The 23,769-nt window shown below is 61.9% G+C and carries 19 protein-coding genes; 13 read left to right on the top strand and 6 right to left on the bottom strand.

Annotated elements, in window-relative coordinates; genetic code table 11:
• Window positions 1-4: 4 nt before the first annotated feature.
• The 6 genes from KW838_RS21780 to KW838_RS21755 all read right to left on the bottom strand — a co-directional run bounded on the left by KW838_RS21780 (window position 5) and on the right by KW838_RS21755 (window position 8,686).
• On the bottom strand, window positions 5-460 hold the full coding sequence (locus KW838_RS21780) for a hypothetical protein (RefSeq protein ID WP_218503553.1): 456 nt from the start codon (window positions 458-460) through the stop codon (window positions 5-7).
• Complete coding sequence (locus KW838_RS21775; protein ID WP_218503552.1) at window positions 450-1,793, bottom strand: phosphatase PAP2/dual specificity phosphatase family protein; 1,344 nt, start codon at window positions 1,791-1,793, stop codon at window positions 450-452. Before KW838_RS21775 ends, KW838_RS21780 begins: the two co-directional genes overlap by 11 nt.
• Entirely contained in the window at window positions 1,793-3,547 is a 1,755-nt protein-coding gene (locus KW838_RS21770) for a bifunctional alpha/beta hydrolase/class I SAM-dependent methyltransferase (protein WP_218503551.1), read from the bottom strand. Before KW838_RS21770 ends, KW838_RS21775 begins: the two co-directional genes overlap by 1 nt.
• Window positions 3,548-3,557: 10 nt before the next feature.
• Entirely contained in the window at window positions 3,558-4,181 is a 624-nt protein-coding gene (locus tag KW838_RS21765) for a CDP-alcohol phosphatidyltransferase family protein (RefSeq protein ID WP_218503550.1), read from the bottom strand.
• A gap of 268 nt (window positions 4,182-4,449) precedes the next feature.
• Complete coding sequence (locus tag KW838_RS21760; protein WP_218503549.1) at window positions 4,450-7,728, bottom strand: PAS domain S-box protein; 3,279 nt, start codon at window positions 7,726-7,728, stop codon at window positions 4,450-4,452.
• A gap of 67 nt (window positions 7,729-7,795) precedes the next feature.
• Window positions 7,796-8,686 carry a LysR family transcriptional regulator gene (locus tag KW838_RS21755; RefSeq protein WP_007975654.1) on the bottom strand — a complete coding sequence of 297 codons (891 nt, stop codon included), beginning with the start codon at window positions 8,684-8,686 and terminating at the stop codon, window positions 7,796-7,798.
• 148 nt (window positions 8,687-8,834) lie between these two features.
• On the opposite strand from KW838_RS21755, the gene leuC reads away from it, so the two are divergent.
• The 13 genes from leuC (at window position 8,835) to KW838_RS21690 (ending at window position 23,759) form a co-directional block, all read left to right on the top strand.
• Entirely contained in the window at window positions 8,835-10,253 is a 1,419-nt protein-coding gene (leuC, locus tag KW838_RS21750) for a 3-isopropylmalate dehydratase large subunit (protein ID WP_218503548.1), read from the top strand.
• Window positions 10,254-10,263: 10 nt separating this feature from the next.
• Complete coding sequence (gene leuD, locus KW838_RS21745) at window positions 10,264-10,908, top strand: 3-isopropylmalate dehydratase small subunit (protein WP_015095895.1); 645 nt, start codon at window positions 10,264-10,266, stop codon at window positions 10,906-10,908.
• 157 nt (window positions 10,909-11,065) lie between these two features.
• On the top strand, window positions 11,066-11,833 hold the full coding sequence (locus KW838_RS21740; protein WP_102699270.1) for a class I SAM-dependent methyltransferase: 768 nt from the start codon (window positions 11,066-11,068) through the stop codon (window positions 11,831-11,833).
• Between the two features lie 51 nt (window positions 11,834-11,884).
• Window positions 11,885-12,967: a 3-isopropylmalate dehydrogenase gene (leuB, locus tag KW838_RS21735; RefSeq protein WP_007975659.1), complete on the top strand. Its 1,083-nt coding sequence runs from the start codon at window positions 11,885-11,887 to the stop codon at window positions 12,965-12,967.
• 66 nt (window positions 12,968-13,033) lie between these two features.
• A complete protein-coding gene (gene asd / locus KW838_RS21730; RefSeq protein WP_007975660.1) occupies window positions 13,034-14,146 on the top strand; it encodes an aspartate-semialdehyde dehydrogenase in 1,113 nt (370 codons plus the stop codon).
• Between the two features lie 240 nt (window positions 14,147-14,386).
• Window positions 14,387-15,397 (top strand): aspartate-semialdehyde dehydrogenase, encoded by a 1,011-nt coding sequence (locus tag KW838_RS21725; RefSeq protein ID WP_218503547.1) that lies wholly within the window; start codon window positions 14,387-14,389, stop codon window positions 15,395-15,397.
• Window positions 15,398-15,602: 205 nt separating this feature from the next.
• The gene (locus KW838_RS21720; RefSeq protein WP_218503546.1) at window positions 15,603-18,212 is read left to right on the top strand and encodes a FimV/HubP family polar landmark protein; all 2,610 of its coding nucleotides are present in this window, start codon (window positions 15,603-15,605) and stop codon (window positions 18,210-18,212) included.
• A 272-nt stretch (window positions 18,213-18,484) separates the two neighbouring features.
• Window positions 18,485-19,309 carry a tRNA pseudouridine(38-40) synthase TruA gene (truA, locus tag KW838_RS21715; RefSeq protein ID WP_032829430.1) on the top strand — a complete coding sequence of 275 codons (825 nt, stop codon included), beginning with the start codon at window positions 18,485-18,487 and terminating at the stop codon, window positions 19,307-19,309.
• 63 nt (window positions 19,310-19,372) lie between these two features.
• On the top strand, window positions 19,373-19,999 hold the full coding sequence (locus KW838_RS21710; protein ID WP_095965299.1) for a phosphoribosylanthranilate isomerase: 627 nt from the start codon (window positions 19,373-19,375) through the stop codon (window positions 19,997-19,999).
• Window positions 20,000-20,190: 191 nt separating this feature from the next.
• On the top strand, window positions 20,191-21,111 hold the full coding sequence (gene accD, locus KW838_RS21705) for an acetyl-CoA carboxylase, carboxyltransferase subunit beta (RefSeq protein ID WP_015095887.1): 921 nt from the start codon (window positions 20,191-20,193) through the stop codon (window positions 21,109-21,111).
• On the top strand, window positions 21,108-22,415 hold the full coding sequence (gene folC, locus KW838_RS21700) for a bifunctional tetrahydrofolate synthase/dihydrofolate synthase (protein ID WP_218503545.1): 1,308 nt from the start codon (window positions 21,108-21,110) through the stop codon (window positions 22,413-22,415). The genes accD and folC overlap by 4 nt, the downstream gene beginning before the upstream one ends.
• Complete coding sequence (locus KW838_RS21695; RefSeq protein WP_218503544.1) at window positions 22,399-23,100, top strand: SPOR domain-containing protein; 702 nt, start codon at window positions 22,399-22,401, stop codon at window positions 23,098-23,100. Before folC ends, KW838_RS21695 begins: the two co-directional genes overlap by 17 nt.
• Window positions 23,101-23,198: 98 nt before the next feature.
• On the top strand, window positions 23,199-23,759 hold the full coding sequence (locus KW838_RS21690) for a CvpA family protein (protein ID WP_007975669.1): 561 nt from the start codon (window positions 23,199-23,201) through the stop codon (window positions 23,757-23,759).
• Window positions 23,760-23,769: the final 10 nt, after the last annotated feature.

Here is a 23,769-nt window from a genome sequence, read left to right as displayed (position 1 = left end):
CTCCTTATCCCGCTACGGCCAGCCAAGGGGCCGCCAAGATGAAAACCAGGGTCAACAGAACTTGTGCCGCCACCAGCAATGCCTGGCGACGCAACAGCTTCAGGGCGCCGGCAATGCGTTGGTCCCAGGTACGGCCGGAGCGTTCGGCGGGCTGTAGATTCAGCGCTGTCAGGGCTTGATCCAGGGCTTGGGTGCGCTCGCCGAGATCTGCGGCGCTCTCGGCAAGGCGCCGGAACAGATCGGCATCGAAAGCGACCCGCACTGCCCAGTATTTCTGCCACAGACCGAGCACCAGCAGCCCGCTGCTGCAGGTCACGCCCCAGAATCCCGGGCTGGTCAGGACGTACTGACTGAGGCCCAGCAAGGCGCCCAACAGGGTGAACCCGGTGGACAGTCGATCCAGCAAGTCGCCACGTCGCAACAGACTGGCTGTCACCTGCAGTTGCATATCAATGGACAATGCTGCTCTCCATGCGGGTCGCTACCTGCTCCAGGGCTTTTCGTTGAAGGGGACCCAAAACAATCCCTGGACGCGCGCACTGGATCAGCCAAATAGCTTCATCGATGTTGGCAGCCCGCCCGCTGTGTAGCAGCCACGCGGCCACCGCCGTGGCGCTACGCGAATAGCCCAGGGCGCAGCAGACCAGCAGCGGACCTTGCTGACGCAAGCTTTCGATGGACAGCGCCGCCTCCTGACATTGCGCGGCGGTGGGGGCGGTCAGGTCCAATACAGGCAGCGATCGGTAAGCGACGGAGCCCGGGTTCAGCGACAGTTCGGCACACAGGTCGAATACGGCAGTAAAGGCACAGTCCTCGAGTTCTTGGCGAGTCGGTATGCGCCCAAGCCAGACGTTGTCGAGTACCTGATCGGGATCTGGACTCTTGCGGGTCCACAGGCGCGAGTTGAGCCAGGCGGCGGCCAGATAGGGGGCCAGTAGCCAGCGGGCGGCGGCTGACAGGCGTCCATCGGCGCGCTTCTGAAAGCCGCCAGCCCCCAGCACGGCGTAATTGAACGCCACCAGCAGCAGTGCCAGCGCCGGCCAGAGCAGCCACAGCCAGATTCCCCCCAAGGCAAAAGCCGGGACAGTGAACGCTGCCACCCCCAGCAGGTAATACAGCGCCAGTTTCCAGCGTTTCCCCCGGGGTGCCAGATGCGCGGTTTGCGGGACAGAAGGCCCCTCCAGCGGCCATAGCCATACACACAGCCAACCGAGCATCGCTCCGGTGGGCAGATCGATGAAGTGGTGCTGGTAAGTGGTCAGCACCGAGACCCCGATCAGGGCGAACCAACCATGCATCACCGTGCGCCAGATGCCCTGCAAGTGCCGCTGATAGCAGGCCCAGAGGATCACCAGCAAGGCGATGTGCAGCGAGGGTGCCTGGTTGAACGGCTTGTCAAAGCCGGCGAGGACGTCGAACAGCCAGCCAAATACGCCATCCAGTTCCGGTCGGGCAAACGTGAAGCGCAGCGGCCAGATCAGAAAGCAACTGACGGCAATCACCTGTGCTGTCAGCAGGCGCAAGGCGTGGCGTTTCAGTTCCTCGCGGCTGCGCGGTAGCAGCAGGGACAAGCCGTAAAGCAGGTCGATGGACCAGTAAGGGACAATCGTCCAGGCCCAGAAGGGCATGTGGTTTTCCCACTCGAACACCAGGCTGCCGACATCGCCGCGCTGGGTAGTGACCCAGGTGGCGAAACCGTAGGTGCCGAAAAACATCGGCGCCAACAGCAAAAGCCAGAGCACCGCCGATTTGAGCAAGCCAGGCTCGCGTACCGCCGTTGCCGTGAGCTGCATCACGACACCCGTTGCGCGAGGGCCACGCTGAAGATGCCCCACTCATCGACGCGCAGGTCGATTCGACGAAAGCCGGCGGCCTCCACCAGTTGGTCCATTTCCGCCTGGGTGCGCCGGCGCATGACCCACGCCTGGCCTTCACGGTGGCTGGTGAGGGCGCGGGCGATCAGTTCCAGCTGCGGGTGCCAGGGTTGACCGGTATAGATCAGATAGCCACCGGGTTCGACGGCTTCGGCCAGCCCGGCGAGGGACGCGCTGACCATTTGATTGTCGGCGAACAGCTCGTACAAACCGGATACCACCGCCAGGGTCGGCTTGGGGGCCAGTGCGGCCAGATCGGCACGGTCGAAGGCATCGCCCTTGACGAATCGAGCGATCCCTTCCAGGCCTTTTTCGCGGATCAGCGCACTGCCGTCGCGCACATTGATGTCGCTGTAGTCGCGCAGCAGAATCGACTCGGGCAGCGGGCTGACGCCCTGCAAGGCTTCGAGAATGTAGCGCCCGTGTCCGGCGGCGATGTCGACGATGCGCACTTCGTGTCCTTGGTCGCGCAATTGCTGCATCGCCAGGCGCAGCAGATCCTCGACGTGCAGTTTGCGTTGGCGAATGCCGCGCCAGCCGATGGAGTCCAGGTAGTTGCGGTCGATCATGCGACCGAGACCGGATGTGCCGGTGGGTGTGTTGCGGTAGACGTAGTCAAGGGTGCTGCCGGAGTCGAACCCTGTGTCGAACCCCAGCTTGATCCCCGCCGATAGCTGGCTGCCCAGGCGCATGCTGGCGCGGGTCATGCGCCAATACAGGTCGCGCAGGGAGTTGTGCGGTAGCGGTGCGGCCAGCGATTCGGACTCGGCGCAGGTCAGACCCAGGCGATCGGCGGCCAACAGGGAAGGGCGGGCGCTCGGTTGGTCGAAGTTCTGCAGGATGAAGCGGCGTGCACTGGCGAGGGCCGGGCTGCGATTCTTTTCGCCCAGGGTGTCGTGGAAGAACCCCGGCAGTACATGTTTTTCCTTGTGCAGACTGCCCAGGCGATCGAAGAACTGTTCCTGGGGTTGGCGATGCACGACGAAATCGGCACCGGAGATCAACAGCTGGGTGGGGATCTGAATGGCCTGGGCATCGGCCACGACCCGTTCGGCTGCTTCGTAGAGGCCGAGCAAGACGTTGACCGAAATGGCCTTGGTGATCAGCGGGTCGTTGTCATAGCTGACGACGCGTTGCTGATCATGACTGAGAAAGCGTGCCTTGACGTAGCTGTTGACGAAAAAGTTGCCGCGCCACTTGCGCAGCAGTGCCAGCCCTTGGCGGGCGAAGGGCACATAGAGCTTGACCTTGAACGCCGGCGACGCCAGCACCAGCGAGCGTATGCGTGGCGCGTAATCGTGAGCCCAGGTGGCGACGATCACTGCGCCAACGCTCTGGGCGATCACCGCGAGATTTTCCTCGTCAATCCGGTAAGTCGCCTTCAGGTGGTCGCAGAAGGTCTGCACGTCGCGCACGCTGGTGGCAAAGCCAGGGCTGTCGCCACGGGCGCCTGGCGAGAGGCCATGACCCCGGGCATCCCAGGCAAAGAAGTCGTAGTCGGGCAGGTCCAGCTCATCCACCAAGTGGGCAATGCGCCCCGAGTGCTCATGGCCGCGATGAAACAACAGCACGGCCTTGCGCGCCTCGGCCAGGGCAAGGGTGCCAGGCCAGGATCGGTAAAACAGTTCCACGCCGTCATGGGTGGTGAATGTCTGCTGGCGAGCTTCGCGCATTGCCAATTCCTTAGGCTGAAGAGCCGTCTTGTTGTACTTCCCTGAGGCCCTGGCGGACCCGATTTATCAATGTGCAGAGCAACAGCACCGCGATGATCGCGAACACCCCATTGATCCACAGGGCATTGATCCAACCCAAGGCGATACCGGCGGCCACGACCCCCAGCACGAAAGCCCGGTCACTTTTGCCCATGGGCCCGTCGTAGCGCCGCGAGGCGCCGATCATCGGCCCCAGCACGCCGCTGTACTCGCTGAACAAGGCGAGCAGGGTCGCCAGCAGCACCAGCCACTGGCTGACGTCCGGCAACAGGGCAAAAGGCAGGATCAGGGCACAGTCGGCGGCGATATCGCATAGCTCATTGAGGTAGGCGCCCAGGCGCGACTGTTGGCCGAATTCCCGAGCCAGCATGCCGTCGATGGCGTTGAGCGCCATGCGCACGATCATCCACACCGGCACCAGCGCGAACACCCAGGGGTGATGCACGAAAGCGGCGATAATCGCGCCCACCAGCACCGAGCCGATGCCGGCCATCAGGGTAATCCGGTTAGCTGTGGTGCCCTTGTTGAACAGACGTTGGACCAGCGGCCGCAGGAGGTTTTGAAACGCAGGTTTGATCTGGTAGATGCTGGGCACGTCGATAGGGTCTCAGCCGGAGGAATGTGTGGAGCGAGCGTCGATCGATACGATTTTTCAGTGTAGATGGGTTCTTGCGGCACGCGTCCAGTTGCCCGTCCGTGATGCGAGAGCGCCTCATGCCTGCCCCGCCTTTGTGTTGTCTGCAGGGGCGGGCACGTTAGGCAAGTAGAAGGCAGGTATAAATCAGGCGTTTCTTTATCCGGTGTAGGATTGTTCTTTATCAGGTTGTCTGATGATCGGTGCGTGAAAATGATCCCCCCAACGTCTATTTGAGCAACAACTGAAACTCTTCCACCGGCAACGGCGGGCTGTGCAAATACCCTTGGTAGAAGTGGCACTCCAGCCCCTGCAGGAACTCAAGCTGCTCCGCTGTTTCCACCCCTTCGGCAATCACTTTCAAATCCAGGCTGCGGGCCATGGCGACGATGGCGCGGATGATCTCGGCGTCGTTCGGGTCGCTGGTGGCGTCGCGGATGAACGACTGGTCGATTTTCAGGGTGTCGACCGGCAGGCGCTTGAGGTAGGTCAGCGAGGAATAGCCTGTGCCGAAGTCGTCCATGGCGAAGCTCACGCCGAGTTTTTTCAGGCGGCGCATTTTGCCGATGGTGTCTTCCAGGTTCTGGATCACGATGCCTTCGGTGATTTCCAGCTTCAGCAACGTGCAGGGCAGCCCATAGGTGGCGAGGCTGTTTTCAACGCGTTCAACGAAATCGTTCTGGCGGAACTGGCGCGGGCTGATGTTCACGCACAGGCTGAATTTGTACGGGTTCACCAGGCCTCGGTCGATCAATTGCTTGAAGGCCTGGCAGGCTTCGTCGAGGATCCAGGTGCCGACCTCCAGGATCAGTCCGCTGTCCTCCAGCACCTTGATGAACTCGGTGGGTGACTGCGCGCCGAGTTCCGGGTGATTCCAGCGCACCAGGGCCTCGGCGCCGACGATGCGGTCGCCCCGGGCGTCGACCTGGGGTTGGTAATGCACGCGGAACTCGCCCCGGGACAGGGCCAGGCGCAGGTCGGTTTCCATGCGCAGGCGTTCGCTCGCGGCCTTCTGCATGGTGTTGTGGTACATCTGCGCGGTATTGCGTCCCGAGTCCTTGGCGCGATAGAGCGCGATGTCGGCGCGTTTGAGCAGGTCGGTCGGGGTCGAGCCGTGATCGGGGATCAGCGCAATGCCGATACTGGGCGTCACTTGCAGGCGCTGGCCGTCGAGGAACATCGGTTCGGACAGCAGCTCGCGGAGGGTGTCGGCCAGTTCGCGAACCTGATCGCTGACTTCGCTGCGCGAGCCTTCGAGGCCGCTGAGCAGCACCACGAATTCGTCGCCACCCAGGCGCGCAACGGTGTCCTCCATGCGCACGCTGGCCTCCAGGCGCGCGGTGATGATTTTCAGCACGGTATCGCCCACCGGGTGCCCGAGGGAGTCGTTGATGTGCTTGAAATGGTCGAGGTCGAGGAACATCAGCGCGCCACGCAGGTTATGCCGTTTGAGCAGGGCGATCTGCTGGCTCAGGCGGTCCATCAGCAAGGCACGGTTGGGCAGGTTGGTCAGTGGGTCGTGGTAGGCCAGGTGGCGAATCTGCGCTTCGGCGTTTTTCAGCAGGCTCACGTCCCGCGCGGTCAACAGCAGGCAGGCGGTTTCGTTGAGGGTGATCGGCTCCACCGAGACTTCGACGGTGAGCAGTTCGCCGCGCTTGTTGCGCCCGAGCATTTCCTGGTGATGAACCCGACCCTTGATCTGCAATTCGGCCAGCAGCGCCGAGCGTTGTTTTTCTTCCGCCCAGATCCCGACCTGGTACACCGTGCGGCCGACCACTTCTTCGGCGCGGTAGCCGGTCAGGCGGCAGAAACCGTCGTTGACCTCCAGATAGCGGCCGGTGTCGCGCTCGGTGATGGTGATGGCGTCGGGGCTGGAGTGGAAGGCCTTGGCAAATTTCTCTTCACTGGCCTTGAGCGCCGCTTCCGAGCGTTGTTGCTGGGTGATGTCGCGTAGCGTGGTGACGATGCAGGGCTGGTCGCCGACGCTGATCTGGCGGCTGGAAATCACGCAGGTCAGGGCCTGTCCGTCCTTGTGCTGGACGAGAATGGCGACGTTATTCAGGCCTTGTTCGCGGATCACTTGTTCGATCCGTCGCAGGCTTTTCGCCGAGGCGTCCCACAGGCCGATTTCGTCGGCGCTGCGGCCGATCACATCGGCGGTGCTCCAGCCGAAGGTCTGGGTGAAGCTGGAGTTGATTTCGATGAACTGGCCGCTGTCCTGGTGGGTGACGCAGATCGGATCGGGGCTGACCTGGAACAGCGTGGCGAATTTTTCTTCGGAAGCCACCAGCCTTTGTTCGCGCTCCACCTGGTCGGTGATGTCGAGCAAGGTGCCGGCCATGCGCACCGGCACGCCGTTGTCATCGCGGTAGAGGCGGGCGCGGCTTTCCAGGTAGCGTGAGCTGCCGTCGGGCAATTGCACGCGGTAGGTCAATTGATAGTTGCCGGCCGGGCCTTCGCGCAGGCTGCGGTAGGCGTCGCGCATGGTGTCGCGCTCTTCGCCGGGCACGCCTTCGAAGAACTCGTCGAAGGATTCGTGGAAGGGTTTGGCTTCCAGGCCATGCAGTTGGGCGGCCCGTGCCGATCCGTAGAGCATGCCGCTGGGAATGTGCCAGTCCCAGGTGCCGAGTTGCGCCGAATCCAGGGCCAGGTCGAGGCGTTCCTGGCTGTCCTTGAGGGCGTGTTCGGCGACTTTGCGTTCGGTGGTGTCGAGGAAGGTGCTCAGTAGATAGGGCTGGCCTTCGAGCTCGACTTTTTGCGCACTGAGGATGCCGTCATGGATCTGGCCGTTGCTGGCGCGGAACTGCACTTCCATGCTGACCACATCGCCCTTGGCTTTAGTGGCCTTGACCAGATCGGCCCGTTGCTCGGGGTGCACCCACAGCCCCAGTTCCAGGGTGGTGCGGCCGATCGCGTTTTGCACCGGCCAACCGAACAGGCTTTCGAAATACTGGTTGGCTTCGGTAATCAGGCCGTCTTCCTGGCGGGTCAGCAGAACCATGTTCGGGCACAGGTGAAACAGGGTAGCAAAGCGTTTTTCCGAGCTGCTCAACGCCTGCTCGCGCTGGCGCTGGTGAGTGATCTCGCGGATTACGCCGATCATCCGCGGCCGGCCATGCTTGTCCGGCAACAGGCTGCCGCTGATTTCCAGCCAGTGCAGGCTGCCGTCGGGCCAGCGGATGCGGTGGTGCATGGCCTGCTCCAGTGGCGCACCGCCAATGACCGCGTGAAACGCACGAACGGTTTTGGCGCGATCCTCTGGCGGCAGCAGGTCGAGGTATTCCAGGTCATGGGGCAGCGGTTGCCGTGGATCGAAGCCGAACAGCGCCTGCGTACCCCGGGACCAGCTGATCTGCCCGCGCTCGATGTCCCAATACCAGGCGCCCAGGCGCGCTCCGTTGAGCGCGGCGAGCAATTGCGAGGCGCTTTCCCAGCTCTGTTCGGAGCTTTTCGGATCAATTGCCTGGATACGCGGCATCGGCGGAATACGGTCTACAGATTTCGGCATTGGCAAGCCTTGGGCTGGTGTTGGGCGTTTGTTCCAGGTATTCGCGGCTCTATAGGAGTAGCACAACTTAGCCTTGAGTCCCTGGCAGATCGAGTTGAGCGTCCAGCAAGGCCATGAAGGCCCGCGCAGCATTCGACAGCGTCCTTTCCGTGTGCAGGATATAGCCTAGCTGGCGAGTGAGCTGTATGCCCGGCAAAGGTATGCGCGCCACCTGGTCATCGAGCATGGTGCGCGGCAAGACACTCCAGGCCAGGCCGATCGAGACCATCATCTTGATGGTTTCCAGGTAGTTGGTACTCATGGCGATGTTGGGTGTCAGGCCCTGGGCTTCGAACAGCCGTTGCACGATGTGGTGGGTAAAGGTGTTGCCGCCGGGGAATACCGCCGGGTGTCGGGCGATGTCCGCCAGGCTGACCTTGCCGTTGTTGAGCAGTGAATGCTCCGGGGCGACCACGAAATCCAGCGGGTCGTCCCACACAGGCGTCGCCTTGACCAGTGTGTGGGGCTCCGGTGCCAGGGTGATGACCGCCAGTTCGGCGCGGCCATGGAGAATTTCCTCGTAGGCCACTTCCGAATCGAGGAACTGAATATCCAGCGCCACTTGCGGGTAGCGTCGGGTGAATTCCCTTAATAAAGGCGGCAAACGGTGCAGGCCGATGTGGTGACTGGTGGCCAGGGTCAGACGGCCGGTCACTTCGCCAGTGAGGTTGGTCAGGGCGCGGCGCGTATCATCCAGCACATTGAGAATCTGATAAGCCCGCGGCAGCAGGGCGCGCCCGGCCTCGGTCAGGCCCACTTCACGGCCCAGGCGATCGAACAGCCGCACCTTCAATTGCTGCTCCAGTCCGGCGATGCGCTTGCTGATGGCCGGCTGGGTCAGGTGCAGCCGTTCACCTGCACCGGAGAAACTTCCGGTCTCGGCAATGGCAATAAAAGCATTGAGGTTGGCCAGGTCCATGTTCGCATTCCAGTTGGTTATCCAAAGCATAAAAAATATGAATTTGAGTTATTTAATGTAACCCCATAGGATCGACCTCACAAGCCAAGGGGTTATTGAATCGCTCAAGACCCAGGGCATAGAAACAAGCTGATGAGGAAACCGTCTGATGGCCGGCAAAACGCTCTACGACAAGCTCTGGGATTCGCATTTGGTCAAGCAGCGCGACGATGGCTCTGCGCTGATCTACATCGACCGTCACATCATCCACGAAGTGACTTCGCCGCAAGCTTTTGAAGGCCTGCGTCTGGCCGGGCGCAAGCCATGGCGCATCGATGCCAACATCGCGACCCCGGACCACAACGTACCGACCACGCCGGAGCGCAAGGGCGGCATCGACGCCATCGTTGACCAGGTCTCGCGCCTGCAAGTCCAGACCCTCGATGACAACTGCGATGAATACGGCATTGTCGAATTCAAGATGAACGACGTTCGCCAGGGCATCGTCCACGTCATCGGCCCGGAGCAGGGCGCCACCTTGCCGGGCATGACCGTGGTCTGCGGCGACTCCCACACCTCGACCCACGGCGCATTCGGCGCATTGGCCCACGGTATCGGCACCTCCGAGGTCGAGCACGTGCTCGCCACCCAGTGCCTGGTCGCCAAGAAAATGAAGAACATGCTGGTGCGCGTCGAAGGCCAATTGCCGTTCGGCGTGACCGCCAAGGACATCGTGCTCGCCGTGATCGGCAAGATCGGCACCGCCGGCGGTAACGGCCACGCCATCGAGTTCGCCGGCAGTGCGATTCGCGACCTGTCCGTGGAAGGCCGCATGACCATCTGCAACATGGCCATCGAAGCCGGCGCTCGCGTAGGCCTGGTGGCTGCAGACGAAAAGACTGTGGAATACGTCAAGGGTCGTCCGTTCGCTCCGAAAGGCGCGGAGTGGGACCTGGCCGTCGAAGCCTGGAAAGACCTGGTGTCTGACGCCGATGCGAAGTTCGACACCATCGTTGAGCTCGACGCGACCCAGATCAAGCCGCAAGTCAGCTGGGGCACCTCGCCGGAAATGGTGTTGGCGGTCGACCAGAACGTGCCGGATCCTGCGAAGGAAATGGACCTGGTCAAGCGTGATTCCATCGTCCGTGCCTTGAAGTACATGGGTTTGACCGCCAACCAGGCGATCACCGACATTCAGCTCGACCGCGTATTCATCGGTTCCTGCACCAACTCGCGGATCGAAGACCTGCGCGCCGCCGCGGTGATCGCCAAGGGCCGCAAAGTGGCCTCGACCATCAAGCAGGCCATCGTCGTGCCGGGTTCTGGTCTGGTGAAGGCGCAGGCCGAATCGGAAGGCCTGGACAAGATTTTCATCGAGGCCGGTTTCGAATGGCGTGAGCCGGGTTGCTCGATGTGCCTGGCGATGAACCCGGACCGTTTGGAGTCCGGCGAGCATTGCGCTTCGACTTCCAACCGTAACTTCGAAGGCCGTCAGGGCGCCGGTGGCCGTACCCACCTCGTCAGCCCGGCCATGGCCGCGGCCGCCGCTGTGAACGGTCGTTTCGTCGACGTCCGTGAATTGATTTAAGGAGCGCAGCATGAAAGCTTTTACCCAGCACACTGGACTTGTCGCGCCTTTGGATCGTGCCAACGTCGACACCGACCAGATCATCCCGAAGCAGTTCTTGAAGTCGATCAAGCGCACCGGTTTTGGCCCGAACCTGTTCGATGAATGGCGCTACCTGGATGTGGGCCAGCCTTACCAGGACAACTCCAAGCGTCCGCTGAACAAGGACTTCGTCCTCAATGCCGAGCGTTACCAGGGCGCCAGCGTGTTGCTGGCCCGTGAGAACTTCGGTTGCGGCTCCAGTCGTGAACACGCGCCGTGGGCGCTGGAAGAGTACGGTTTCCGCAGCATCATCGCGCCGAGCTATGCCGACATCTTCTTCAACAACAGCTTCAAGAACGGCTTGCTGCCGATCATCTTGAGCGATGCCGAAGTCGACGAACTGTTCCAGCAGGTCGAGGCCAATCCGGGTTATCAGTTGCAGGTCGATCTGCAAGCCCAGACCGTGACCCGCCCTGACGGCAAGGTGTTGAGCTTTGAAATCGATGCGTTCCGCAAGCATTGCCTGCTCAACGGCCTGGACGATATCGGCCTGACCTTGCAGGACGGCGATGCGATTGCAGCGTTTGAGGCCAAGCACCGTGCGAGCCAGCCTTGGTTGTTTCGCGACGCTTGATTGATCAGAGATTGATGTAGGCAGGGCCGGCCTCTTCGCGAGCAGGCTCGCTCCCACAGGGATTTTGTAAACACTGAAAATCCAATGTGGGAGCGAGCCTGCTCGCGAAGGCGGCAGCCCAAACACCCCAAGACTCACCCCCAAAAAGGAAGTCCCCATGACCAGCACCGCCCAGCACAGCCAGGTAGTCCAAAAGCAATTCGGTGAACAGGCAGCCGCCTACCTGAGCAGCGCCGTTCACGCTCAAGGCACCGAATTCGCTCTGCTACAGGCTGAACTGGCGGGGCAGGGCGATGCCCGGGTCCTGGACCTGGGTTGCGGCGCCGGTCACGTGAGTTTCCACGTGGCTTCGCTGGTCAAGGAAGTCGTGGCCTACGACCTGTCGCAGCAAATGCTGGATGTGGTCGCCGGTGCTGCCGTTGATCGTGGCTTGAGCAACGTATCGACGGTCCTCGGTGCCGCCGAGCGCCTGCCGTTCGCCGATGGCGAATTCGATTTCGTCTTCAGCCGCTATTCGGCGCACCATTGGAGCGATCTGGGTGTGGCCCTGCGGGAAGTGCGGCGGGTGTTGAAACCGGGTGGCGTGGCGGCATTTGTCGACGTGTTGTCACCGGGCAGTCCGTTGTTCGACACTTACCTGCAAAGCGTCGAAGTGCTGCGTGACACCAGCCATGTGCGCGATTATTCCGCCGGTGAGTGGCTGCGCCAGGTCAGTGAGGCGGGGTTGCACACCCGCAGTACCGCCCGTCAGCGCTTGCGCCTGGAGTACAACAGCTGGGTCGAGCGCATGCGCACCCCTGAAGTGATGCGCGCGGCGATCCGCCAGTTGCAGCAGTCGATGGGCAACGAAGTGCGCGAATATTTTGAGATTGAGGCAGACGGTTCGTTCAGTACCGATGTGTTGGTATTGATGGCCGAGCGATAGAATTTTTCCGGGAGCGCCCAAGGGTGCACCGACTGATGACATGAGGAAAGCATGAGCAAGCAGATTCTGATTCTCCCAGGTGACGGTATTGGCCCGGAAATCATGGCCGAAGCGGTCAAGGTGCTGGAACTGGCCAGTGACAAGTTCTCTCTGGGCTTCGAGCTGAGCCACGACGTGATCGGTGGCGCGGCCATCGACAAGCACGGCGTGCCTTTGGCCGATGAAACCTTGGAACGTGCCCGCGCGGCCGATGCCGTGTTGCTGGGTGCGGTCGGCGGCCCGAAATGGGACACCATCGAGCGTGACATCCGCCCTGAGCGCGGCCTGTTGAAAATCCGTGCGCAACTGGGCCTGTTCGGCAACCTGCGTCCGGCGATCCTGTACCCGCAACTGGCCGAGGCTTCGAGCCTGAAGCCGGAAATCGTCTCCGGGCTGGACATCCTGATCGTTCGCGAACTGACCGGCGGCATCTACTTCGGTGCGCCGCGCGGTACCCGTACCCTGGAAAACGGCGAGCGTCAGTCCTACGACACCCTGCCGTACAGCGAAAGCGAAATCCGCCGCATCGCCCGTGTCGGCTTCGACATGGCCATGGTTCGCGGCAAGAAACTGTGCTCGGTGGACAAGGCCAACGTACTGGCGTCCAGCCAGTTGTGGCGTGAAGTGGTCGAGCAAGTGGCCAAGGATTATCCTGAAGTCGAACTGAGCCACATGTACGTCGACAACGCCGCCATGCAACTGGTGCGTGCACCGAAGCAGTTCGACGTGATCGTCACCGACAACATGTTCGGCGACATCCTGTCCGACCAGGCTTCGATGCTCACCGGTTCCATCGGCATGCTGCCGTCGGCGTCCCTGGACACCAACAACAAAGGCATGTACGAGCCGTGCCACGGTTCGGCGCCGGACATCGCGGGCAAGGGCATTGCCAACCCGCTGGCGACCATTTTGTCGGTGTCGATGATGCTGCGTTACAGCTTCAATCAGCAGGCTGCCGCCGACGCCATCGAGAAAGCCGTGAGCCTGGTGCTCGACCAGGGCTTGCGCACGGGTGACATCTGGTCGGCCGGTTGCACTAAAGTCGGTACGCAGGAAATGGGTGACGCAGTAGTCGCCGCGCTGCGGAATCTGTAATCTCTCGGGCCCGCTGCCAAATTCAAGACAAGGCAGCGGCCCACATTTCAAGAAGGTGTAGTTGCGATGAAACGTGTAGGTCTGATCGGTTGGCGCGGTATGGTCGGTTCCGTGCTCATGCAGCGGATGCTGGAAGAGCAGGATTTCGATCTTATCGAGCCGGTGTTTTTCACCACTTCCAATGTCGGTGGCCAAGGCCCGTCCGTGGGCAAGGACATTGCTCCGCTCAAGGACGCTTACAGCATTGAAGAGCTGAAAACCCTCGACGTGATTCTGACCTGCCAGGGTGGCGACTACACCAGCGAAGTCTTCCCCAAGCTGCGCGAAGCTGGCTGGCAGGGTTACTGGATCGACGCCGCTTCCAGCCTGCGCATGCAGGATGACGCAGTGATCGTTCTGGACCCGGTGAACCGCAAGGTCATCGACCAGCAGCTCGATGCTGGCACCAAGAACTACATCGGCGGCAACTGCACCGTCAGCCTGATGCTGATGGGTCTCGGTGGCCTGTTCGAAGCGGGCCTGGTGGAATGGATGAGCGCCATGACTTATCAGGCGGCCTCCGGTGCCGGCGCGCAGAATATGCGTGAACTGATCAAGCAGATGGGCGCGACCCACGCTGCTGTCGCCGATCAACTGGCCGATCCGGCCAGCGCGATCCTCGACATCGACCGTCGTGTGGCCGAAGCCATGCGCAGCGACGCGTACCCGACCGAAAACTTCGGCGTACCGCTGGCCGGCAGCCTGATCCCGTGGATCGACAAGGAACTGCCGAACGGCCAGAGCCGCGAAGAGTGGAAGGCCCAGGCCGAGACCAACAAGATCCTCGGTCGCTTCAAGAGCCCGATCCCGGTCGATGGCATCTGCGTGCGCATCGGCGCCATGCGCTGCCACAGCCAGGCGCTGACCATCAAGCTGAACAAAGACGTGCCGATCGCCGATATCGAAGGGCTGATCAGCCAGCACAACCCTTGGGTCAAGCTGGTGCCGAACAGCCGTGAGACCAGCATTCAGGAGCTGAGCCCGAACAAGGTCACCGGCACCCTGAACATCCCGGTTGGCCGTCTGCGCAAGCTGAACATGGGCTCGCAGTTCGTCGGCGCGTTCACCGTCGGCGACCAGTTGCTGTGGGGCGCGGCCGAACCGCTGCGTCGCATGCTGCGGATCCTGCTCGAGCGTTGATCGACTGATGCAATGAAAGAACCCGCGCCTTGAAAGAGGTGCGGGTTTTTTTATGGGCGAAATGTTGTCAGGTCCGACGCCTTCGCGAGCTGGCTCGCTCCCACAGGGAAATGCGATCAACTGTGGGAGCGAGCCTGCTCGCGAAGGGGCCATCACAGGCACCACAAGGCCCGGCAGAATTGCCTGCATGTCAGTCACCCGGTAAAGTGCCGCTCCCCCAGTTTCGCCAGAGGTAAAACCATGAGCCAGACCATTGATATTGCCGTGATCGGCGCCACCGGTACTGTCGGCGAAACGCTCGTGCAGATTCTCGAAGAGCGCGATTTCCCGATCGGCACCCTTCACCTGTTGGCCAGCAGCGAGTCGGCCGGCAGTTCCGTACCCTATCGCGGCAAGAACGTGCGGGTGCGGGAAGTCGATGAGTTCGACTTCAGCAAGGTGCAGTTGGCATTTTTTGCCGCCGGCCCGGCGGTTTCCTTGAGTTTTGCTTCCCGTGCGACTGACGCCGGTTGCTCGGTGATCGATCTGTCCGGTGCCTTGCCCGCGGATAAGGCGCCGCAGGTCGTGCCTGAAGCCAACGCTCAGGTGCTGGCGGGCTTGAAAAAGCCGTTTCTGGTCAGCGCTCCAAGTCCGTCGGCTACCACGCTGGCGGTGGTGCTCGCGCCGCTGATGGGTGTGCTCGATTTGCAGCGCGTCAGCCTGACCGCCAGCCTGGCGGTATCGGCCCAGGGCCGTGAAGCCGTGAGCGAGCTCGCCCGGCAAACCGCCGAACTGCTGAATGTGCGGCCGCTGGAACCGAAATTCTTTGACCGGCAAATGGCCTTCAACCTGTTGGCCCAGGTTGGCAAGCCGGACGAACAAGGTCATACGCTGCTGGAAAAACGCCTGGTGCGGGAGCTGCGTCAGGTCATGGCGCTGCCTGCATTGAAAGTTTCCGTCACTTGCATTCAAGCCCCGGTGTTTTTTGGCGATAGCTATAGCGTGACCCTGCAGTGCGCAAAGGACATTGATTTGGCCAAAGTCAATGCTGCGTTGGAAGATGCGCCCGGTATCGAGCTGGTCGAGGCAGGCGATTACCCGACGCCGGTAGGTGACGCGGTAGGGCAGGATGTGGTCTACGTGGGGCGGGTTCGCCACGGTATCGACGACCTGTCGGAACTTAATTTGTGGCTGACGTCAGATAACGTACGCAAAGGCGCCGCGCTCAACGCTGTGCAGCTGGCTGAGTTGTTGATTAAAGACCTGCTGTAAAAGATACTTTGCAACAATTTGTCGAATGATTCCGGGCGAGCCTATGCTTGCCGGAGTGCTGAAGGCGAGCCACTCTGCGGGGCTTTGCGGGGCATCAATCAAATGATCGCGCGCGACGTCCTTCGTCGTTGCACGCAATGCCGTACGGCGGCGGCTATCAATATCTTCTCGCTGGCCGAGGAATGTTCAAACTAAGGATGAGCTAATGGTTCAAGTTCGCAAACTGGTGTTAGCAATAGCGGCCGCCTCGGCGCTGTCCTCCGGTATGGCGCATGCCCTCGGGCTCGGGGAACTGACCCTGAAATCGACGCTCAACCAGCCGCTGGTGGCGGAAATCGAGCTGCTCGATGTCAAGGACCTCACCGCTGCCGAATTGGTGCCGAGCCTGGCTTCGCCGGAAGATTTCGCCAAGGCCGGTGTCGACCGCCAGGCGTTTCTGAATGACTTGACCTTCACCCCGGTGCTTAACGCCAACGGCAAAAGCATCCTGCGCGTGACCTCCAGCAAGCCGCTCTCCGAGCCGATGGTGAAGTTCCTGGTTCAGGTGATGTGGCCGAACGGCCGTTTGCTGCGCGACTACAGTGTGCTGCTCGATCCATCGAAATTCTCGCCGCAAGCCGCCGAGGCGGCTGCGCAGCCCGCACCGACTTCAACCGTCGCTGCGCCGGTCACCGGTGCGACCAAGCCGTCGCAATACACCACCACGCCGCGCGATACCCTGTGGGAGATCGCCGCGAAGGCGCGTAATGGCGGTTCGATCCAGCAAACCATGCTGGCCATTCAGGCGCTGAACCCGGACGCCTTCATTGACGGCAACATCAACCGCTTGAAAACCGGCCAGGTGCTGCGTCTGCCGGATCAGGCGCAGAGCACCAACCTGCCGCAACCCAAGGCCATCGCCGAAGTGGCCGCGCAGAACAAGGCCTGGCGTCAGGGTCGCCGTTATGTCGCCAAGCCCGGGGCAGGGCAGCAGCAACTGGACGCCACCAATCGCGCTCGCAGCGATGTTGCTCCGGCGCAAGCGGCCAGCGACAAGCTGAGCCTGGTGTCTGCCGAGTCCGGCAAGAATCGTGGCAAAGGACCTGCCGGCGATGCCGTGGCCCTCAGCAACAAGCTGGCGGTGACTCAGGAAAGCCTAGACACCAGTCGTCGTGATAACGCCGAGCTGAAGAGCCGCGTGGCCGACCTGCAAAGTCAGATGGACAAGCTGCAGCGCCTGCTCGAGTTGAAGAACAATCAACTGGCCAAGTTGCAGGCCGAGGGCGCGACTGACGCACCAGGCACCGCAACGGCTCCGGCAATGTCGGCCGAGCTGGCGCCCAATCCGGCTGCACCTGCTCCGGCAGACACTGCGCCTGTGGCCGCGGCGCCCGAGGCAGCTGCGACTCCGGTCGGGCAACCTGTCGAGGCGACGCCGGCCGCATCCGACGATCAGAAATTCAATGAGTTGCTGAGCAATCCGGTGCTGCTGGGCCTGGTGGGTGGCGGTGCTGTCGTTCTGCTGCTCTTGCTGCTGTTGCTGGCGCGCCGCCGCAAAGCCCAGCAAGCTGCCGAGAAGCATCAGCGCATGGCGCGTGCCCTGGCCGAAGAGCAGCCGTTCTCGGCCGATCTCGACTTGCCGGAAAGCAGCTTCGAAGGCCTCGAAGTTCCGTCGCCGAGCGTGAAGCTGGCGACTGCACCGACACCAGCTCCCGCGCCTGCGCCGGTCATTGCCCCCGTCGTGATGACCACGCCGATCGCCGCGCCATTGGTGGCGCCGGCTGCCGAGCGTTCCGACGATGTACTGGGCCAGGCTCAGTCGCACATCAGTGCCGGTCGCCTGAACCAGGCTGCCGCATTGCTGGAGGACGGCGTCAAGCGAGAGCCTCAGCGCAGCGATTTGCGCTTGAAGCTGATGGAAGTCTACGGCCAGCAAGGCGACCGCGATGCGTTCGTCAGCCAGGAGCGCAAGCTGGTGGCCAATGGCGACAACTTCGCCCAGGTGGAAAAGCTCAAAAGCCGCTTCCCGGCCATGGCGCTGGTCGCTGCCGGTGGCATCGCCGCAGCCGCCGTTGCTGCCGAGCTGGACGCGCAGTACGTCAAGGACCTGTTGCTCGATGAGCCGCAAGCACCCACGCCGGAACCGACGCCGCTCGAGGATGACCTCGACAGCGCCTTCGACCTGAGCCTGGATGATCTGGACACGATCCAGCCTGTGGCGCCTGCACCTGTAGCGGAGCCTGAAGTGGAGGCTTTGGCGGATCTGGACGAATTCCCGCTGGATGACGATCTGAGTTTTGAGTCGGTGTTGCAGCAACAGACCGAAATCAAGGAAAACCTCGATGACCTGTCGGACTTCGACCTTGACCTGGATCTCGGTGCGCAACCGTCGCCGGCGATGCTGGCTGAGGACGATTTCCTGCTGGATCTGGATGAAGGCGTGAAGGATTTTCCAGTCGCCGAAACCCCGGCTGCTCCTGACGTTGCGCTGGATGATCTGGATTTGCCTGCCGACTTCGACCTGTCGCTGGCCGACGAAATGAGCACGCCGGATGCGTTCGCCGCCGAGCTGGATGATGTCAACGCCGAGCTGGAAAGCCTGTCCAACAGCATCGGTGAGCCGACCTTTACCGAAGCCGACGCCGCACTGGATGGTGATGACGAGTTCGACTTCCTCTCGGGTACCGATGAAGCCGCTACCAAGCTCGATCTGGCCCAGGCCTATATCGACATGGGAGACAGCGACGGTGCCCGCGACATCCTCAATGAGGTCGTGAGCGAAGGCAGTGACGAGCAGAAGAGCGAAGCCAGGGAGATGCTTTCGCGTCTGGCTTGAGTGATCGGTACGTTGTAAACAGAACGGCAGCCCGGTGAGGCTGCCGTTTTTGTTTGGGCGATGAATTGATGTCGTCTGCTGTGGCCTCTTCGCGGGCAAGCCCGCTCCCACAGGATCACACTGTACCTGTGGGAGCGGGCTTGCCCGCGAAGGGGCCGGAACAGTCAATGGAGATCTCTCTGGTATCCCCGCCCGGTGGCCTTATAATGCCCGCCTTTGGTACATCATCAGGCTGTCCCTCCTTGGCAAATATAGATAACCCGGCCGCCGAAATGGCAGCCGACGGCTTTTTCCGGATCGCGCTGGGCGTTGAATATAAAGGCTCGCGCTACCGTGGCTGGCAGCGCCAGGCGTCCGGGGTGCTCACCGTGCAGGAAACCCTCGAAAACGCCCTGTCCAAAGTCGCCGATTCACCCGTCTCGCTGATGTGCGCCGGGCGTACCGACGCCGGGGTGCATGCCTGCGGACAGGTGGTGCATTTCGATACCCAGGTCGAGCGTTCGATGAAGGCCTGGACCATGGGCGCCAACATCAACTTGCCCCACGACGTCAGTGTCAGTTGGGCCAAGGTCATGCCGGCGCATTTCCATGCGCGGTTCAAGGCCATCGCCCGGCGTTATCGCTACGTGATCTACAACGATCAGATCCGCCCCGCGCACCTGAACGAAGAAGTGACCTGGAACCACCGTCCGCTGGACGTCGAGCGCATGGCCGAGGCCGCTCAATACCTGCTCGGCACCCATGATTTCAGCGCTTTCCGTGCCGGCCAGTGCCAGGCCAAATCGCCGATCAAGGAGCTGCATCACCTGCGTGTCACCCGTCACGGCAAGATGATCGTGCTGGACATTCGTGCCAGCGCCTTCCTGCACCACATGGTGCGCAACATCGCCGGTGTGCTGATGACCATTGGCGCCGGTGAGCGTCCGGTGGAGTGGATGAAAGAGGTGCTGGAGAGCCGGATTCGCCGGACCGGTGGCGTGACCGCGCATCCATTCGGGTTGTATCTGGTGCAGGTCGAGTATCGTGACGAGTTCGAATTGCCAGAACGTTACATCGGTCCGCACTTCCTGACCGGCTTCTCCGAACTTGGCGGCTGACGCCCTCGAACGCTTTTGTTACCATCCGGGACTTTCCCGGATTTGTCTTGGAGTTGTGTCGACATGTCAGCCGTTCGCAGCAAGATCTGTGGGATTACCCGCATAGAAGATGCGTTGGCGGCCGTCGAGGCCGGGGCGGATGCCATCGGCTTCGTGTTCTATGCCAAAAGTCCCCGTGCGGTGACGTTCCAGCAGGCGCGCTCGATCATCCAGGCGCTGCCACCGTTCGTGACCACCGTGGGCCTGTTCGTCAATGCGAGCCGTTGCGAACTGGGTGAACTCCTCGACGCAGTGCCCCTGGACCTGCTGCAATTTCACGGCGATGAAAGCGCGGCGGATTGCGAAGGCTGGCACCGCCCGTACATCAAGGCGCTGCGGGTCAAGGCGGGGGATGATATCGCCGCGGCCTGTGATGCGTATGCCAGTGCCAGCGGTATCCTGCTCGATACCTATGTCGAAGGCGTTCCCGGAGGAACCGGTGAGGCGTTTGACTGGTCACTGATACCGCAAGGTTTGAGCAAGCCGATCATTCTGGCCGGCGGCCTGACGCCGGATAACGTCGCCGAAGCCATTGCCCGTGTCCGGCCTTATGCCGTGGATGTCAGTGGCGGGGTAGAGGCGAGCAAGGGCATCAAGGATCACGCAAAGGTCCAGGCATTTATCAAGGCGGTACGCGGTAGCACCTGTTGATGTGACGGCTGGCAGACTGCCGCCGTCCACTGCACTGTACAAAACGGCTGAGGGTCATGGGGTGGTACGCAGGTCACGTTTTGCTGATCCGGCCATTCACTGATCATCGCCGCACACATGAATTTAGCGCTAGGGCATACACGGGGCTGCGAACCAGAGCGTTCGGGCCGCCGGTACTGGAGAAAGAAAGCATGAGCAACTGGTTAGTAGACAAACTGATCCCTTCGATCATGCGTTCCGAGGTCAAGAAGAGCTCGGTGCCTGAAGGTCTTTGGCACAAATGCCCGTCTTGCGAGGCTGTGCTGTATCGTCCTGAGTTGGAAAAGACCCTGGACGTTTGCCCCAAGTGCAACCATCACATGCGTATCGGCGCCCGCGCCCGTATCGACATCTTCCTCGACGTTGAAGGCCGTACCGAGCTGGGTGCAGACCTGGAGCCGGTTGACCGTCTGAAATTCCGCGACGGCAAGAAGTACAAGGACCGCCTGACCGCTGCACAAAAGCAGACCGGCGAAAAAGACGCGCTGGTGTCGATGAGCGGCACTTTGCTGGGCATGCCGATCGTGGTTTCTGCGTTCGAGTTTTCCTTCATGGGCGGTTCGATGGGCGCCATCGTCGGTGAGCGTTTCGTTCGCGCCGCCAACTACGCCCTGGAAAAACGTTGCCCGATGGTCTGTTTCTCGGCTTCCGGCGGTGCGCGGATGCAGGAAGCGCTGATTTCCCTGATGCAGATGGCCAAGACCTCTGCGGTGCTGGCGCGTCTGCGTGAAGAAGGCATCCCGTTCATCTCCGTGCTGACCGATCCGGTCTACGGCGGCGTTTCCGCCAGCCTCGCGATGCTGGGCGACGTGATTGTCGGCGAGCCGAAGGCGCTGATCGGTTTTGCCGGTCCGCGAGTGATCGAGCAGACCGTGCGTGAAAAACTGCCGGAAGGCTTCCAGCGCAGCGAGTTCCTGCTGGAGCACGGTGCCATCGACATGATCATCGACCGTCAGGAACTGCGTCCGCGCCTGGGCAACCTGCTGGCGCAAATGATGGGCCTGCCGACGCCGAAGTTCGTGGCTGCACCCATCGTTCCAATCGTGGTTCCACCGGTACCTGCCAGCCTATGACCCAACGTACCCTTGGCGAATGGCTCGCCTACCTCGAACAGTTGCACCCTTCGGCCATCGACATGGGGTTGGAGCGGTCGCAGCAGGTAGCGTCCCGCATGGGACTGGGCAAGCCGGCGCCTCGGGTGATTACGGTCACCGGGACCAACGGCAAGGGTTCCACCTGTGCGTTCGTGGCGTCCTTGCTGCGGGCCCAGGGCTTGAAGGTGGGGGTTTACAACTCCCCGCACCTGCTGCGCTACAACGAGCGGGTAACGGTCAACGGCGTCGAAGCCACTGACGCCGAGCTGTGCCAGGCCTTTGCAGCGGTAGAGGCCGGGCGTGGCGACACGTCGCTCACCTACTTCGAAATGGGCACCCTGGCGGCGTTCTGGCTGTTCCAGCACTCCGGGCTCGATGCAGTGGTGCTGGAGGTCGGCCTGGGCGGTCGTCTGGACACGGTCAACGTGGTGGATGCCGACATGGCGCTGGTCACCAGTATTGGCGTCGATCATGCCGACTACCTGGGTGATACCCGAGAGTCCGTGGCCTTCGAGAAGGCCGGTATTTTCCGCCAGGGCGCGCCTGCGCTCTGTGGCGATCTGAATCCTCCACAACCCCTGCTGGACAAGGCGCGCGAGCTCAATTGCCCGTTTTTCCTGCGTGGGCGCGATTTTGATCTCGGCGTGACCGATCACAACTGGCAGTGGCGCGGTGTCGATGCGCAAGGGCGTGCGGTCGAGCTGCGCGACCTGCCGCTGCTCGATCTGCCGATGGAAAACGCCGCGCTGGCGTTGCAGGCTTACTTGCTGCTTGGCTTGCCTTGGGTGGATGTGCAGATTATCGAAGCGCTGCGGGCTACGAAGGTGGTCGGTCGTCTGGATCGCCGCGCGTTCGAGTGGCAGGGCAAGCGTTTGAATTTATTGCTGGATGTGGGGCATAACCCGCATGCGGCGGAGTACCTGGCCCGTCGTCTGGCCAGCCGTCCACCGGTCGGCAAGCGCCTGGCGGTGTTCGGGCTGCTGGCGGACAAGGATCTGGGTGGTGTTGTCGGCGAATTGAATGCTAGTGTCCAGCACTGGGCTGTTGCACCGCTGGATTCGCCTCGGGCGCGTCCGGTTGCGGATCTGCACGATGCATTGCAGGGTCTTGGTGCCTCGGTCACGTCATACGGCAGTGTAGCGGCCGCCCTGGAAGGGCAGTGCGCGCAGGCCACGAGCGACGACGAAATCCTGTTGTTCGGATCATTTTATTGTGTCGCCGAGGCCCTTGAATGGCTGGCCCGGCGCTCCACGGAGGAAGCGGCAAATGGCATTGCTGGATAAGGCATACAAGCAGCGAATGGTTGGCGCCCTGGTGTTGGTCGCGCTGGCGGTGATTTTTCTGCCGATGCTGTTTTCCCGCCAGGACGAACAGCGTCAGGTGACGGTCGAAGCGCCGGCGGCCCCGCAGGCGCCTGCGCTGCCCCAGGTGCAGGTCGAACCCGTGGCGGTGCCTGAGCCGCAAGCCTTGCCCCAGGAACCCGTGCCGAGCGATGACGAAATCGCCCAGCAGGAATCGGCGGTGCCGGCTGCACCGGTGGCTCCGGCACCTGCTGTCAAACCGGTTACGCCGCCGCCTGCGCCTGCGCCGGTTCCGGCGCTGGCCGCCAAGCCTGCGCCTGCGCCGGTTCCGGCGCTGGCCGCCAAGCCTGCGACCGCGCCTGCCCAGCCCATCACGGCGTCACCGGGCAAGCCGGACACCACGCAAAGCCGTGTCGATGCCAATGGTTTGTCGGTCAGCTGGTCGGTGCAACTGGCCAGTCTGGCGAACCGTGAAAGCGCGGAAAAGCTGCAGAAAACCTTGCGCAGCCAGGGTTACAACGCCTACATCCGGACCGCCGACGGCAAAAACCGGGTGTTTGTCGGGCCGCTGATCGAGCGCGCAGAAGCCGACCGGCTGCGGGATTTGCTGAACCGCCAGCAGAACCTGAAGGGGTTTGTCGTGCGCTTTCAGCCGGAACGTGGCTAAAACTATCGCCCCGATATGAAATGCACTGACAATCGCAGCTTACCGATAAGCATGGGCTCTGCTAAAATGCGCCGCCTTATCCGTCTGTAGGCTGCACTGTGCCATTTACCTGGGTTGACTGGGCGATCGTAGCAATCGTCGCCATCTCCGCATTGATCAGTCTGAGCCGCGGCTTCGTCAAAGAAGCACTGTCGCTGCTGACCTGGATCATCGCAGGAGTCGTTGCCTGGATGTTCGGTGGCTCACTGTCCGAGTACCTCGGCGGGTACATTCAAACGCCATCGGCCCGTATAATCACGGGCTGTGCCATCATGTTTGTCGCCACTTTAATCGTAGGCGCAATGATCAATTATCTTATCGGCGAACTGGTTCGCGTCACCGGGCTCTCCGGGACCGACCGATTCCTCGGCATGGCCTTCGGCGCCGCGCGTGGCGGGTTGCTGGTGGTCATCGCCGTCGGGCTGTTGAGCCTGGGGCCGGTACAGCAGGACGGGTGGTGGAAAGAGTCACAGCTCGTGCCAAAATTTCTATTGGTCGCCGACTGGTCCAAAAACCTGATCCTCGGGTGGAGCAGTCAGTGGCTTGCCAGCGGAATCAGCGTACCCGCTGATATTCCGTTCAAGGAGCAACTCTTGCCGATGGCCAAAACGCCTCAGTGAGTAGTGCTCA

Source organism: Pseudomonas sp. PDM27, from assembly GCF_019219205.1.
Taxonomy (GTDB): domain Bacteria; phylum Pseudomonadota; class Gammaproteobacteria; order Pseudomonadales; family Pseudomonadaceae; genus Aquipseudomonas; species Aquipseudomonas laurylsulfatiphila.
This window is presented reverse-complemented; position numbering and strand designations above follow the sequence as displayed.

What these genes read in the sequence shown, in the direction of transcription:
- leuD (WP_015095895.1), top strand. Translation starts at nt 10,264, where the DNA reads ATGAAAGCTTTTACCCAGCACACTGGACTTGTCGCGCCTTTGGATCGT.
- KW838_RS21695 (WP_218503544.1), top strand. Translation starts at nt 22,399, where the DNA reads ATGGCATTGCTGGATAAGGCATACAAGCAGCGAATGGTTGGCGCCCTG.
- KW838_RS21755 (WP_007975654.1), bottom strand. Translation starts at nt 8,686, where the DNA reads ATGGACCTGGCCAACCTCAATGCTTTTATTGCCATTGCCGAGACCGGA.
- folC (WP_218503545.1), top strand. Translation starts at nt 21,108, where the DNA reads ATGACCCAACGTACCCTTGGCGAATGGCTCGCCTACCTCGAACAGTTG.
- asd (WP_007975660.1), top strand. Translation starts at nt 13,034, where the DNA reads ATGAAACGTGTAGGTCTGATCGGTTGGCGCGGTATGGTCGGTTCCGTG.
- KW838_RS21760 (WP_218503549.1), bottom strand. Translation starts at nt 7,728, where the DNA reads ATGCCGAAATCTGTAGACCGTATTCCGCCGATGCCGCGTATCCAGGCA.
- KW838_RS21770 (WP_218503551.1), bottom strand. Translation starts at nt 3,547, where the DNA reads ATGCGCGAAGCTCGCCAGCAGACATTCACCACCCATGACGGCGTGGAA.
- KW838_RS21725 (WP_218503547.1), top strand. Translation starts at nt 14,387, where the DNA reads ATGAGCCAGACCATTGATATTGCCGTGATCGGCGCCACCGGTACTGTC.
- truA (WP_032829430.1), top strand. Translation starts at nt 18,485, where the DNA reads ATGGCAGCCGACGGCTTTTTCCGGATCGCGCTGGGCGTTGAATATAAA.
- leuC (WP_218503548.1), top strand. Translation starts at nt 8,835, where the DNA reads ATGGCCGGCAAAACGCTCTACGACAAGCTCTGGGATTCGCATTTGGTC.
- leuB (WP_007975659.1), top strand. Translation starts at nt 11,885, where the DNA reads ATGAGCAAGCAGATTCTGATTCTCCCAGGTGACGGTATTGGCCCGGAA.
- KW838_RS21775 (WP_218503552.1), bottom strand. Translation starts at nt 1,793, where the DNA reads ATGCAGCTCACGGCAACGGCGGTACGCGAGCCTGGCTTGCTCAAATCG.
- KW838_RS21720 (WP_218503546.1), top strand. Translation starts at nt 15,603, where the DNA reads ATGGTTCAAGTTCGCAAACTGGTGTTAGCAATAGCGGCCGCCTCGGCG.
- KW838_RS21710 (WP_095965299.1), top strand. Translation starts at nt 19,373, where the DNA reads ATGTCAGCCGTTCGCAGCAAGATCTGTGGGATTACCCGCATAGAAGAT.
- accD (WP_015095887.1), top strand. Translation starts at nt 20,191, where the DNA reads ATGAGCAACTGGTTAGTAGACAAACTGATCCCTTCGATCATGCGTTCC.
- KW838_RS21740 (WP_102699270.1), top strand. Translation starts at nt 11,066, where the DNA reads ATGACCAGCACCGCCCAGCACAGCCAGGTAGTCCAAAAGCAATTCGGT.